The organism is Flavobacterium sp. LHD-80, assembly GCF_030929605.1.
Lineage (GTDB): Bacteria > Bacteroidota > Bacteroidia > Flavobacteriales > Flavobacteriaceae > Flavobacterium.
The window spans coordinates 133,537-148,318 of the sequence record NZ_JAVFVS010000009.1 but is presented as its reverse complement, the minus strand read 5'-3'; the positions used below and the strand labels follow the sequence as shown (position 1 = coordinate 148,318).

The window sequence follows — 14,782 nt, the reverse complement described above, 5'->3', positions numbered from 1 at the left end:
AGCTTAATATGAAATTTAAATATATAGGATTTTTTATTGCCTTAATGTGTACTGCGGTATCATTTGGACAAATAAAAATAACGGGTACTGTTAAAGATAAAGGTGCCGTGCCAATTCCCGGAGTAAATTTACTTGTGAAAGGAACTTCAACAACAACGTCAACTGATTTTGACGGAAATTTTACCATCAGTGTTCCAAATAAAAATGCGCAGATCGAATTTTCTTTTGTTGGTTTCGCCAATAAAGTAATTCCGGTTGGAGACAAAACTTCTTTTGATGTCGTATTAGAAGAATCAAGTCAAGCCTTAGATGAAATTGTTGTGGTTGGTTATGCTGCTGTAAAAAAGAGCGATGTAACAAGTTCAATTTCTTCAGTAAAAGGAAAAGAATTACAAACCATGACAGTAGGTAACGTAGCGGAGTCTTTGCAAGGAAAAGTATCTGGAGTACAGGTTACTGGAGCTGGAGGACCTGGTGCACAACCTAGAGTTTTGATTCGTGGTATTTCGACAGTAAACTTAAGTACAGATCCGCTTTATGTGGTTGACGGAATCCCGATGGGAACAAGCATCAACTTTTTGAGCAATAACGAAATTGAATCGATGGAAGTTTTAAAAGATGCTTCTGCGAGTGCAATTTACGGTTCTAGAGCTTCAAATGGTGTTATCTTGATTACAACTAAAAAAGGAAAAGCAGGAAAAACAAGATTCAACTTTGACTTAAGTTCTGGTATGCAGATGATGAATAATCCATACAATATGGCTGATGCCGAGGGGTATGCAACAATGATGAATACAGCATACAACAATTCGGGATATTCTGATTATTTGCCAAATCCTTCTCAATACAAAGGAAAAACAACAGACTGGTGGGATGCTGGAATTAGAAAAGCTTCTCCTGTAACAAATGCATCGCTTGGAGTAACTGGAGGTTCAGATAAACATACGTTTGCAGTTAGTTTGAACTATTACAACTCTGAATCGATGTATGAAGTTGGAGGATGGGAAAGAATCACAATGAGAATTGCCAATGATTTTAAATTCTCTGATAAATTCTCAGCCGGAATTACTCTAAATCCTCGTTACGAAACGTATGGTTCACCAGGAAACTGGGCTGATTTTGATAAAGTTGATCCAATTACGCCAATTTACAAACCAGCAGATCAATTAAACGGGACAGAAAACGAATACAGCATTTATGCACGTTCTCCTTCTTATATCTGGAATCCGGTTGCAGCGGTAAAACGTTATGATGATTTTACAGATCAATACAACTTAAATACAAATGGATATTTGCAATATGCTCCAATCAAAGGTTTGGTGATTCGTTCACAAGCTTCTGTTGAAGTTGGAGATATTGTCAGAAATAAATTCAGCCCAGACTTCGTAATTGATGCAGCTCACGAAAAAGCAGAAATCAATAGCGTTGAAAAATGGAACACTACAGATGTTAACTGGTCTTGGCAAAACACAATTACCTATACTAGAACGTTCGCAGAAAAACACAATGCGTCTTTAATGATTGGTAATACAATGGAAGAATACAACCAAAGCAAGGTTTGGGGCTATGGAGAAGGAGTTCCAAACAACTCTGACACTATGAGAGAATTAGATGCAGCTACTAAAAACCGCAATAGTAGCGGTAATAAAACGTCGAATTCTTTGATGTCTTATATTTCTCGTTTTTCTTATAACTATGACGGAAAATATTATTTCACAGGTACTTTCAGACGTGATGGTTCTTCTAAATTCATGGAAAACAACAAATGGGCAAATTTCCCTTCTGCATCGGTTTCTTGGAGAATTTTGAATGAAGATTTTATGGAATCTACAAAAGATGTTTTGAGCGATCTTAGATTTAGAGCAGGTTGGGGTAAAGTAGGAAATCAAAACCTGAAAGATGCAGTTTATCAATCAAACATTGGGCAAGGTTTTTATCCTATCGGAAGTGATATTGCTGATACTTCTTATCCTTCTACAATGGCAAACAAAGACATTAAATGGGAAACTGTTGAAGATATTTCGTTTGGACTTGATTTCGGATTATGGAAAAACAAACTTTCAGGATCTTTAGAATATTATCAAAAGGAAACTAAAGATATGTTGTTTTTAAAACAATTTCCAACGTACAGTGGTTTCCCTGGATATTCTACAATGTGGACAAATGTAGGTTCTATGAAATCTAATGGTGTTGATTTATTGGTTTCATTCAAAGATAAAAAAGGTGATTTCTCATATGGTGCCGATTTGACTTTTACAACTGTAAATGTAAAAATGGTGAATTTATCTGCTGACGGTGAAAAATTATACGGTTCAAGCAACAGAACTTTAACTGTAGAAGGCAATGAACCTGGATATTTTTACGGATATGTTGCTGATGGATTGTTCCAAAATCAAACGGAATTAAACTCACATACAGATGAACACGGAACAAAATTACAGCCTTATGCACAAGTAGGAGATGTTCGTTTTAAAGATATCAATGGCGATGGAAAAATTGACGATAAAGACAGAACTAAAATTGGTACACCATGGGCTGATTATAACGTGGGACTTAATTTGACTTTTGCATACAAACAATTTGATTTAGTAGCAAACTTCTACTCAAGCATTGGAAATGATTTGGTTAACCAAAATATTTCAGATTTATACAATGGTGCAAGTTTGACAAACAAAGTAAGTGATTTATCAGATTTAGCTTGGCACGGAGAAGGAACATCAAGTCGTATTCCTCGTTTATCTAAAGATGATAACAACGAAAACTTCACGAAATTCTCTTCTCTTTATGTTGAAGACGCATCGTATGTACGTATGAAAAACTTACAAGTTGGATTCTCATTCTATAACAAATTTGGTTTAGATAAATTAAGAATCTCATTGTCTGGACAAAATTTATGGACATGGACAAAATTTTCAGGTGTTGATCCTGAAGTAGGTGGAGATGTTTTAGGATCAGGTTTCGCAGGATGGAATTATCCTGTACAGCCAACAATCTTGATGGGGCTTAATGTAGCATTTTAACAAAAACGATCATGAAAAAAATAATAGTATCAATAATCACTTTTTCTCTACTAGCAGTTTCTTGCAGCGATTTTATTGAAAAAGAACAAAGAGGAACTCAGACCTTAGAGAATTACTTTAAAACAGCACAAGAGTGCGAAAATTACACCAATGAATTAACACGTAGATTGTTAATTCCGAATGATTGGTGGACTTTAGTTGCGCCAAGAGTTACCAACGAAATGTCTACTGATGATGCCTGGATGGGTAACACAGGACAAGACAGTGGCGCGCACAGACCGTGTTCGCAATACATCATTACGCCTGATAATATGGGTGATATGAACAGTATTTACACAGCACATTTTTATACGATTCAGTCGGCTAATATTGGTTTAGAGAAAATGGCTGCATCGCCAATTACCGAAGCTCAAAAAAATCAGTATATGGGAGAATCTCTTTTTGTGAGAGCTTATTGCTATTATGAATTGGTAAATCTTTTTGGAGGAGTTCCGGTATATACAAAGTCTCTGGGAACTGGCGATTTGACTTTAAAGCGTAATTCAGTAGCAGAGGTTTATACACAAATTGAAGCCGATCTTAAAGAATCTGCCGCAAAATTAGAAACTGTTGCAGTTAACAGACAAGGAAGAATAAACAAATGGGCTGCTTATGCATTATTGGCTCGTGTAACATTGTTCCAAGAAAAATGGGCCGATGCAAAATTATATTCAAACAAAGTAATTTCTGAAGGTCCTTATGCACTTGAAGCTGATTTCTTGAATATCTGGAATGTAAATAATCATAACGGAGTAGAGTCAATTCTTGAAGCACAATCATCATCTGTTCAAGATAAAAGTTTAGGTTCTATGCTTCCTACTTTAGCTGGAGCAAGAGGCGAAGACAAAAAGAATTTCCCAAGCAATGATGCTGCTGATGTTCTTGATGGCTGGGGATGGTGTATGCCAACAAGTGATTTAGAAAATGCTTATTTATCTGAAAATGACGTGATCCGTCGCAGAAGTACAATCACAAAATGGGGCGAAGCGGCTTACGGTGATGAGGTTTTAAACCCAACGCACAAATTCAGCTTAAATGATAATAAATCGGGTCGTATTTGTCGTAAATATTATATTCCAATTGCAACACGCCGTTCATTAGATAAAAAAGATGGTCACTTACCATTAAACATTCCATTGATTCGTTTGGCTGAAATGTATTTGACAAGAGCAGAAGCAAGTTACCACACAGGTGGAGACGCTTTAGCGGATATCAACATCATCAGAGCGCGTGTAAAATTAGATCCAAAAACAGGACTTTCTGGACCAACTTTATTGAGACAAATTTATAAAGAGCGTCGTTTAGAATTGGCTTTTGAAGGGTTACGTTTATATGATATTCGTCGTGAAAAAGACCCAACAACAGGAAGACCAGTTATTGAATCTTTAATGGGACCAAACGGAACTTTCGTGAAATACAACTTGAGTTCAACAGATCCTTACGAAACTACAAACTTGAGAGAACCACAGGATAAAGGAATCAATTTTAATCCTGCGAAAAACTTATTATGGCCAATTCCTCAGTTAGAAATTGATTTAAGTGGCGGGTTGATCACTCAAAATCCTGGTTATTAAAATGAGGTTTAATAATCAAAATAAAGTAAGTCTGCTGTGTGCAGGCTTACTTTTCGCTAGCTCACTTTTTGTGGCTTGCGATTCTGAAAAAGCAGATAATTCAGGCTCAGAAAATTCGATAGCTGAATTGAGTGTAAATCTAGATATGACGCTTCAAACTATGGAAAGCTTTGGAGCTTCTGATGCTTGGCAAACTAATTTTATCGGAAAAAATTGGCCTTCTGATAAAAGAAATAAAATAGCCGATTTATTATTCAGCAAAGAAGTTGATGCGGACGGAAATCCAAAAGGAATCGGACTTTCATTATGGCGTTTCAACCTTGGCGCAGGAAGTACGGAACAAGGCGATGCAAGTGATATAACAGACGAATGGAGACGTACAGAATGTTTCACAACCGACGGTGTAAGTTATAATATGAACAAACAAGCCGGTCAGGTTTGGTTTATGAAAGCGGCAAAAGAACGTGGTGTTGAAAAATTGTTGGCCTTTGCAAATAGCGCTCCAGTTTATTTAACTCAAAACGGAAAAGCCCACGCAAGCATCAAAGAATTTTATAATTTGAAAGATGGAAAAATGCCTGAATTGGCTGATTTCTGGGTGAATTCTTTAGATAAATTAAAAACAGAACACGGTTTAACAATCGATTATGTGAGTCCGTTTAACGAACCGCAATACGAATGGGACGGCTCTGGACAGGAAGGTTCGCCAGCTACAAATGCAAATATTTACAGTTTTGTAAATGTTTTGTCTCCAAAATTGCAAGCTAAAGGGCTAGCTGCTCAAATTGTTGTTGGAGAAGCGGGATCTTATGAATCACTTTATAAAACAGTTTCTGGAAAAGAAAGCAGGTCAAATCAAATTGATTATTTCTTTGCGCCAAATTCAGCTAAAAAAATCACAGGTTTAAGCAATGTAAAGAAAACCATTTCTGGACATAGCTACTGGCAAGCTTGGCCTTTGAGCGAAATGATTTCGTCAAGACAAGCGGCAGCTTCAAGAATTCAGTCGGTTGGTGGCGTGAGTCTTTGGTCTTCTGAATATTGTGTTTTAGAAAGTCCGGGAACTGCTGAATTACCAGGCGGAGCAGGAGCAGGAAGAGATTTAGGAATGCCACTTGCACTTTGGACAGCACGTATTATTTCTACTGATATTGCGCTTGGAGGTGTTACTTCTTGGCAATGGTGGACAGCAATTAGCCGTGGCGATTACAAGGACGGTTTGATTCATGTTGATGATAATGCAAGCAACGGAGCCGGAAATGCTGATTATTGCAAAAACGACGGATACATTAGAGATTCAAAAACACTTTGGGCTTTAGGAAACTTTTCGTTTTTCGTAAAACCGGGAATGGTAAGAGTTCAAATTCCGAGTGTTGACAATGCAACAACTTTAAACGATGTCATGGTAACGGCTTATAAAGATGCTGCGACTAAAAAACTGGTAATTGTTGCAGTCAACATTAGCAAATCGGCGAAAGCCTATAAATTGAATCTTGCAGGAGGAGCTTTGACTGATAATAAATTAACACCTTATACAACTTCCGAAACTTTAAGTTTGAAAAAAGGAACAGCGGTTGATGCGGGGAGTTTGGAAATTCCTGCAAGGTCAGTGGTGACGTATGTTGGAAATTATAAATAAGAATAAAAATTAACCGCAAGGATCGCAAAGAAAATACGCAAAGTTCGCAAAGCTTATGCAAAGCTTATGCAAAACTTAGCGCACCTTGCGTAAAACCTTGCGCCCTTTGCGGTTAAATAAAATAAAATAAATGAAAAAAGTATATATCTCACTTTTTCTGGTAATGAGTTCGCTGTCATTTGCACAGCGAACTGCCGTTATCAGTACCGATAAAGTCGTTCAGACGATGGACGGTTTTGGAGGTTCTGATGCATGGCGAACACAGTTTGTGGGAAAAAATTGGCCAGAACAAAAAAAGAATGCCATTGCCGATTTGCTTTTCAGTAAAGAGATTGACGCACAAGGAAATCCAAAAGGAATCGGACTTTCCATCTGGAGATTTAATCTGGGTGCTGGAAGTACAGAACAAGGCGAAAATAGCAAAGTTTCTGACGAATGGAGAAGAAGCGAATGTTTTTTAAACGCTGATGGAACTTATGATTTCTCAAAACAAGAAGGACAAAGATGGTTTTTGCAGGCAGCTAAAAAACGCGGTGTCGAAAAATTCTTGATTTTTACAAATAGTCCGCCGGTTTATATGACGAACAATGGATTGTCGTTTGCCTCTCAAAAGAATAAACTGAATCTAAAAGATGGTGCAATTCCAAAATTTGCCGATTTCTTAGTTCAAAGTATTCAAGGATTGGAGAAAAAAGAAGGAATAAAATTCGATTATGTAAGTCCAATAAACGAACCGCAATGGGAATGGATGCCAAAACATGGCGATACAAACAGTCAGGAAGGAACTCCGGCAACCAATCAGGAAATTTATGATTTGACCAAATCACTTTCAGAAAAACTGAAAGCTAACAAAATGAACACTGAAATTGTAATTGCTGAAGCGGCGCAGATTGATTATTTGTATGAAAATGTAAATAAAGAAGATCGAGATAATCAGATTGATTTCTTCTTTGGAAAAACAAAAACAAACGTTTTGAAATTTTCCAATGTAAAAAATGTGATTCTCGGTCATAGTTATTTCACAACTTGGCCAGTTGAAAAACAAGTTTTAAGCAGAAAATTAATTGCAGCAAACGTAAAACAAAATCCAGGTTTAAAATATTGGCAATCGGAATATTGTATTTTAGAGAATCCGGGAGAAAATGAAATTCCGGGTGGTTCTGGCGGCGGAAGAGATTTAGGAATGCAAACGGCTTTATTTGTGGCGCGTTTGATTCACAATGATATTGCGGTGGCAAATGCGGCTTCATGGCAATGGTGGACATCGATTACGCGTGTTGATTACAAAGACGGTTTGATCTATTTGGATGACGGAAAAAGCAACGGAGGAACAGAACCAAATTATGTGAGAAACGATGGAGAATTTCACGATTCAAAATTGCTTTGGGCTTTAGGAAATTATTCGCTTTTTGTGCGTCCGGGAATGCAACGAGTTGATGTTCCAAATCAAAACGAATTAGATGCCGCAAATGATGTAATGCTGACAGCTTACAAAGATGTTCAAAACAAAAAACTAATTGTAGTTGCTGTAAACTGTGGAAAATCAGCTCAAAAATACAAGTTCGATTTATCAAAAGGAACTTTAAAAAATAACGAGTTTACACCTTACATCACGTCTGAAACTTCAAATTTAAAAAGAAGTGATATTCAGAAAATCGATAATATAGAAATTCCTGCAAGATCAGTAGTGACGTTTGTGGGAGAATTACAGTAAACAGTGTTCAGATTTTTAGTGTTCAGTTCTTGATTTAGTTTGAAAACTGAACACTAAAAAACTGACCACTGAATACTAAACTGAAACCTGAAACAAAAAATAACTAAAAAACATGTTAACTAAGAAAATTTTAATCCCCGTATTACTCTTTTCGTGTTTGTCTGCGAGCAGTCAAGTATCGTTTGGAGATTCAAAAAAAATTAATGACAATTGGAAATTCAATCTTCAGGAAACTCCAGATGCAAAAAACACAACATTCGACGACAGCAAATGGCAAAATGTAAATGTGCCTCACGACTGGAGTGTAAAAGGACAATTGAGTCCAACTTTAGCGAGTTGTCAAGGATACTTGCCAGGCGGAATTGCTTGGTATAGAAAATCAATCAATATTCCGCAAAGCAAATCGGGCGAGAAAGTGTATTTGTATTTTGAAGGAGTTTATAACAGAAGTGAAGTTTTCATCAACGGACATTCGTTAGGAAAACGTCCAAACGGATATATTTCTTTTGCTTATGATGCAACACAATTCGTGAAATACGGAGGAGAAAATATTATTTCGGTTCGTGTAGATCACAGCCAAAGTGCTGATTCAAGATGGTACACAGGTTCAGGTATTTACAGAAATGTTTGGGTAGTGTATGCAAATCCGGTTCATATTGCACAATGGGGCGTTTATGCGTATCCAGAAGTGAAAAAAGGAGCAGGAACTTTGAATGTTGAGGTTGATGTAGAAAACGGTTCTGCTGCAAAATCATCTTTAACAGTTATAAACGAATTATTTTCTAAAGATGGAAAATCAGTAGCAAAAGCAACTTCTAAAATTGATGTTGCAGCAAATCAAAACGGTAAAATTTCGGCTAAAATAAATGTCAAAAATCCGCAATTGTGGGATTTAGAAAATCCGAATTTATACGAACTGAAAACAACGGTTTTAAAAGACGGAAAAGAAATTGACAAAACAGTAACGAAAACTGGTTTTAGAGATTTCACTTTTGACCCAAATAATGGTTTTGCGCTTAATGGAAAATGGATGAAAATGAAAGGTGTTTGTTTGCACCATGACGCCGGAGTTTTAGGTGCTGCTGTTCCAAGAGAAGTTTGGAAAACGAGATTAAAAACATTAAAAGAAATTGGTGTAAATGCCATTCGTACAAGCCACAATCCGCAAGCTCCAGATTTCTATGAACTTTGTGATGAATTAGGTTTGTTGGTTTTAAACGAAGCTTATGACGAATGGGAATTCCCAAAACGTAAATGGCTTGAAGGTTGGAATTATGGAACACCAGGTTTTGAGGGTTCATTCGACATTTTCGCAGATTACGCCGAAAAAGATTTGGAAGATTTTGTACGTCGTGACAGAAATCATCTTTCGGTTTTTGCATGGAGCATTGGAAATGAGGTTGATTATCCGAATGATCCATATTCACATCCCGTTTTAGATAAAGGAAAAGACGGTTTCGGTCAAGCGGCTTACGGCGGTTATAAGCCAGATGCGCCAGATGCAATGCGTCTTGGAGTAATTGCAAAACGTTTGGTTGCAGCCGTAAAGAAATATGATAAATCACGTCCTACAACGGCTGGTTTGGCGGGTGTAGCTATGTCTAACGAAACAGAATATCCGGGAGCTTTAGATATTACAGGATACAATTATACCGAAAGCAAATATTTGACAGATCATAAAAAATACCCAAACCGAGTAATCTACGGAAGTGAGAATGTTCACGATATGGATCCTTGGTTAGCGGTTAAAAACAACAAACATATTTTTGGTCAATTCTTATGGACAGGAATTGATTATTTAGGAGAATCTGGAAGATGGCCTTCTAGAGGATTTTACTCTGGTTTAGTTGATTTTGCTGGCGTTATCAAACCTCGTGGTTATTTCCGTCAATCATTATGGTCAGATAAACCGATGGCTTATGTTGGAACTTATCCGTTGACAAATGATAAAGATGTTTCTAAAGATGCATGGGCAATTTGGAACTACGAAGCGGGACAAAAAATTCGTGTTGTTTGTTATACAAATGCAGCAAAAGCACGTTTGGAATTGAACGGAAAAGTGGTTGGCGAAACGAAACTATACGACGAAAAAACCGGAATTATTTATTGGGATATTCCATTTGCTTCAGGAAAATTAGAAGCAATTGGTTTAGATGCAAATGATAAAGAGGTTAGCCGTTACACTATTAATTCAACACAACAGCCAGTTGAATTGACAATTGCCGAAAAAGATATTACAATCAGCAAGGATAAAGGTGTTGCCAAAATCATGGTTCAGGTAAAAGATCAAAATGGTCTTCCGGTGATGCTTTCAGATAATGAAGTTACTTGCAAAATCAGCGGACCTGGAACTTTATTAGGACTTGAAGCTGGAAATAACAGCGATATGACAGATTATACAGACAATGTTCAAAGAGTTTTTCACGGACATATTGCAGCTTACGTTCAAGCAACTGGCGATGCGCAACCTATTAAAGTAACTTTTACAAGCCAGTGGTTAAAGCCTGTAGAAGTGACGATTAACGTACAATAAAAATTTTTCAAACAGTTCCATAGGAGCACCTATTTATAAAAAATAAACAAATTTTAAGTCGCAAGAACCCCATCGGGGTGAAATTTAATTTATGATTTGAGTTAGATATATCGCTCCTCTGGAGCTTAATTTCTCTAATTAATTTGTTACTATAAATATTTTGCTCCTCTGGAGCTTTTAATTGAACACAAAAATTATTAGTTAGTTATTTTATTTTTCAATTAACCTGTCTGTGTTTTTGGTTTACAGGCAGGTTAATTGCATTTTACGAATAAAGTTTATTATATTTGAAGTGTAAATTTTACATTTATTAACATCTAACCACATTATAATGAAAATTAAGAATAAAATTACTCTTATTTTAGGAGTTGTTTTGGTATCAATTTGTTCTAATGCTCAAAACAAAACATTTGGAAAAGAAGAATTTAAGCAATGGGCGCAAACACCGCCAATGGGTTGGAACAGTTGGGATTGTTACGGGCCAACTGTAGAGGAACATGAAGTAAAAGCCAATGCCGATTATATGGCAAAAGAGCTTAAAAAATATGGATGGGAATATATAGTGGTTGATATCAGATGGTTTGTTGAAAACGACAAAGCGGGCGGTTACAACCAGACTGATCCGCGTTACGTGATGGATAAATTTGGAAGATATTTGCCAGCAGTAAACCGTTTTCCTTCTGCAAAAGATGGACAAGGTTTTAAGCCTCTAGCAGATTACGTTCACAAAAAAGGTTTGAAATTTGGAATCCACATTATGCGCGGAGTTCCTAAAAAGGCAGTTGAAGAAAAAATGCCAATTAAAGGCGCAAACGGAATTACAGCAGATCAAATTTATTCTACAGCTTTACAATGCGAATGGCTGAGAGACAATTATACTGTTGTAGCTGATAAACCAGGAGCACAGGAATATTACAATTCTATATTTGAACTATACGCACAGTGGGGCGTTGATTTTATTAAAATTGACGATTTGTCAAGACCGTATCACGAAGGCGAAATCAACTTGATCAGAAATGCGATCGACAAATGCGGACGCAAAATTGTGTTGAGTACTTCGCCAGGTGAAACACCAATTTCTGCAGCAACTCACGTAAGTTCGCACGCAAATATGTGGAGAATGGTTGACGACGTTTGGGATACTTGGCCACACATTACACATTTAATGGATGTGGCGCAAAAATGGTATCCATACATCGCGCCGGGAACATGGCCAGATTGCGACATGATTCCCCTTGGACGTATTTCAGTGCGTGGAGAACGCGGTGAAGACAGAATGACGCGCTTGACAAAAGATGAACAATATACCTTAATTACGTTTTTCAATATCTTCAAATCGCCTTTGTTTTTTGGTGGAGATTTACCAAGTAATGACGCTTTTACACTTTCATTATTGACTAATAAAAATGTAGTGAAAATGCACAACGAAAGCATAGCAGTAAAACAACTTTTCCAGAAAGATGGAAAAATTGCAGTGACTTCAAAAAATGCTAAAGACGGAAGTGTTTATTTAGCTTTATTTAATATTTCAGATCAAGCTTCAGAAAAAGTTTCAGTAAATCTTGCTGATCTTGGACTTTCTGGTTCAGTTGAAGTTTTAAATATGTGGACAGGCGAAAAATCTAAATTGTCTTCAAAAGAAATTGGAGCCGATTTAAAAGCGCATGCTTCTGTCTTATATCAATTAAAAGGTAAAAAATAATGAAGACATTTTTGCTGCGCAGTATTTTTAGCCTGATTTTACTTTTTACCATTATTTTTATATTGTCTGGTTTTGGCTTAAAGCCAATGGACGAAAAACCAGATAAAGTATATTTATTTGCGTATTCAACGTTAAAGAATAATGGCAAAAACGGACTTCATTTTGCATGGAGTACGGATCAGAAAAACTGGTTTTCAATTGGTCCTGAATTTAGTTTTCTGAAATCAGATTTTGGAAGCTGGGGACCAACAGGAAAAAGCATGTCAGAACCTTTTGTAATTCGTGATAATGCTGGAATTTTTCACTGCTTTTGGAGCGTGAAAGACAACATTTTTGCACATTCTGAAAGTAAGGATTTAGTGAATTGGGGAAGACAAAATTACATTCAGGGAATGAAAAATTTTGTTGGCAAAGCCGAAGATAAATCGGTTATTCAAAATGTTCAGGTAAGTCAGAAAGAAGGTCAATATGTAGTTCATTTCAGCGAAAGCGGAAAAAATTATTCCAGCACTACAAAAGATTTCAAAAACTACAATGCATCGGTAATCGATGCAAATTCATCTTTAAAACTTAGAAGCGAAATTACTTTGCAGGGCGAGGTTTTGCAAGGAACTTTGCATCAAGTCGATTGGAGTTTAGTCGATGCTATGATTAAAAACATGGAATCGGTTAAGTTTAGAGATAAAAAAGACAATACTTCGCCAAAAAGTGATAGTTTGCTGTTTACTAATTTAAAACCAGTAAAAGCCGAAATTAAAATCAACGGTCAGCAGTCAAAAAAAATCAGCAATATGTTGACGGGTGTTTTCTTCGAAGATATTAATTATGCAGCTGATGGCGGTTTGTACGGCGAATTGATTCAGAATCGTGATTTCGAATATGCACTTCACGACAAAAAAGAAAGAGACGAAAAATGGAATGCAACGATGGCTTGGAGTGGTGATTTTAAAATTGCCAAGGGAAATCCAATTCATGCGAATAATCCAAATTATGCAATAATTTCAAAAGGAAGTATCAGTAATTCTGGTTTTGATGGAATTACAGTAAAAGCCAATGAGAAATACGATTTTAGTGTTTTTGCAAAAGGAACAAAAGCAACAGTTCGATTAAAATCTTCGAATGGAGAAGTTTTAGCCGAAACCACTTTTACGCCAACAACTTCTTGGAAGAAATTTAATCTTGTTTTGAAAGTTGCAAAAACAGTAAATGATGCACATTTAGAAATTAGTACCAATGGAGAAACTGCTGTTGATATGGTTTCGCTTTTTCCTCAAAAAACATTCAAGAATCGCAAAAACGGACTACGTTTAGATCTTGCAGATGCAATTGCAGACATGCATCCTAAATTTGTACGTTTCCCAGGCGGATGCGTGGCGCACGGTGACGGACTGCACAATATTTATAAATGGAAAAACACAATTGGTCCGCTTGAAAGCAGAATCCCAATGCGAAATATTTGGGGTTATCATCAATCGATGGGACTTGGATATTTTGAATATTTTCAGTTTTGTGAAGATTTAGGTGCCAAAGCCGTTCCGGTTTTAGCAGCTGGAGTTCCGTGCCAAAATTCATCTGATGGAGGTTCTGGACAGCAATTCGGAATTCCGATGGAAGATATGGACGAATATGTTCAGGATGTTTTAGATTTAATCGAATATGCCAATGGAAGTGTGAATACCGTTTGGGGTAAAAAACGTGCCGAAGCGGGTCATCCAAAACCTTTCAACTTAAAATATATCGGAATTGGAAATGAAGATTTAATCAGTGATGTTTTTGAGGAACGTTACCGAATGATCGTAAAAGCCGTTCAGCAAAAATATCCTGAAATTATTGTTATTGGTACTGTTGGGCCATTTTTTGAAGGAACAGATTACAATGAAGGCTGGCGAATTGCCGATGATTTGAAATTGCCAATTGTTGACGAACATTATTATCAAACGCCGGGTTGGTTTATTAATAATCAGGATTTTTATGATAGTTACGATCGCTCAAAATCAAAAGTGTATTTAGGTGAATATGCTTCAAGAGGCAATAAATTTTACAATGCTTTGGCGGAAGCTTTATATTTAACTGGAGTGGAACGTAATGGAGATGTTGTAGAAATGGCTTCTTATGCACCGCTTTTGGCAAAAGAAAAACACACACAATGGAATCCCGATTTGATTTATTTCAATAATGACGAAGTAAAGCCAACAGTAAATTATTTTGTTCAAAAGTTATATGGACAAAATCCAGGTAACCAATATATCGAAAGTACAACTAAAGTATCAGATGCAAATCCTGAAGTAAACAAACGAATTGGAGCTTCAGTGGTTAAAGACAATGCTTCCGGCGATTTGATCATCAAATTAGTAAACATACTTCCAGTCGCGGTAACGCCATCTATTGAAACAACAAATTTCAATTTGACTGAAAATGTTGATTATACGTTATTGACTGGAACGCCAGAAAATACAACAGCAAGACCTTCAACTGAGAAACTAACAGTAAAAGAAGCTTTTTCAAAAGAGTTGCCACCGTATTCATTTGTCGTAATGCGAGTTAAAACAAAATAAGCTTGA

7 protein-coding genes are annotated in these 14,782 nt (G+C 36.6%); all 7 read left to right on the top strand.

The genetic code is table 11. The features are described from left to right. Positions 1-8 precede the first annotated feature (8 nt). On the top strand, positions 9-3,020 hold the full coding sequence (locus tag RB619_RS13480; protein WP_308098224.1) for a TonB-dependent receptor: 3,012 nt from the start codon (positions 9-11) through the stop codon (positions 3,018-3,020). Positions 3,021-3,031: 11 nt separating this feature from the next. Continuing rightward, on the top strand, positions 3,032-4,633 hold the full coding sequence (locus RB619_RS13475) for a RagB/SusD family nutrient uptake outer membrane protein (RefSeq protein ID WP_308098221.1): 1,602 nt from the start codon (positions 3,032-3,034) through the stop codon (positions 4,631-4,633). 1 nt (position 4,634) lies between these two features. Continuing rightward, positions 4,635-6,272, top strand: coding sequence for a glycoside hydrolase (locus RB619_RS13470; protein WP_308098219.1), 1,638 nt, complete (start codon positions 4,635-4,637; stop codon positions 6,270-6,272). A gap of 130 nt (positions 6,273-6,402) precedes the next feature. After that, complete coding sequence (locus RB619_RS13465; RefSeq protein ID WP_308098217.1) at positions 6,403-7,986, top strand: glycoside hydrolase; 1,584 nt, start codon at positions 6,403-6,405, stop codon at positions 7,984-7,986. A 112-nt stretch (positions 7,987-8,098) separates the two neighbouring features. Further along, positions 8,099-10,519 carry a sugar-binding domain-containing protein gene (locus tag RB619_RS13460; protein WP_308098215.1) on the top strand — a complete coding sequence of 807 codons (2,421 nt, stop codon included), beginning with the start codon at positions 8,099-8,101 and terminating at the stop codon, positions 10,517-10,519. A 331-nt stretch (positions 10,520-10,850) separates the two neighbouring features. Beyond that, a complete protein-coding gene (locus RB619_RS13455) occupies positions 10,851-12,221 on the top strand; it encodes a glycoside hydrolase family 27 protein (protein ID WP_308098213.1) in 1,371 nt (456 codons plus the stop codon). Then, positions 12,221-14,776 (top strand): alpha-L-arabinofuranosidase C-terminal domain-containing protein, encoded by a 2,556-nt coding sequence (locus tag RB619_RS13450; protein WP_308098211.1) that lies wholly within the window; start codon positions 12,221-12,223, stop codon positions 14,774-14,776. The genes RB619_RS13455 and RB619_RS13450 overlap by 1 nt, the downstream gene beginning before the upstream one ends. Positions 14,777-14,782: the final 6 nt, after the last annotated feature.

Coding starts and splice junctions, on each gene's coding strand:
- RB619_RS13480 (WP_308098224.1), top strand. CDS start 9: ATGAAATTTAAATATATAGGATTTTTTATTGCCTTAATGTGTACTGCG.
- RB619_RS13475 (WP_308098221.1), top strand. CDS start 3,032: ATGAAAAAAATAATAGTATCAATAATCACTTTTTCTCTACTAGCAGTT.
- RB619_RS13470 (WP_308098219.1), top strand. CDS start 4,635: ATGAGGTTTAATAATCAAAATAAAGTAAGTCTGCTGTGTGCAGGCTTA.
- RB619_RS13465 (WP_308098217.1), top strand. CDS start 6,403: ATGAAAAAAGTATATATCTCACTTTTTCTGGTAATGAGTTCGCTGTCA.
- RB619_RS13460 (WP_308098215.1), top strand. CDS start 8,099: ATGTTAACTAAGAAAATTTTAATCCCCGTATTACTCTTTTCGTGTTTG.
- RB619_RS13455 (WP_308098213.1), top strand. CDS start 10,851: ATGAAAATTAAGAATAAAATTACTCTTATTTTAGGAGTTGTTTTGGTA.
- RB619_RS13450 (WP_308098211.1), top strand. CDS start 12,221: ATGAAGACATTTTTGCTGCGCAGTATTTTTAGCCTGATTTTACTTTTT.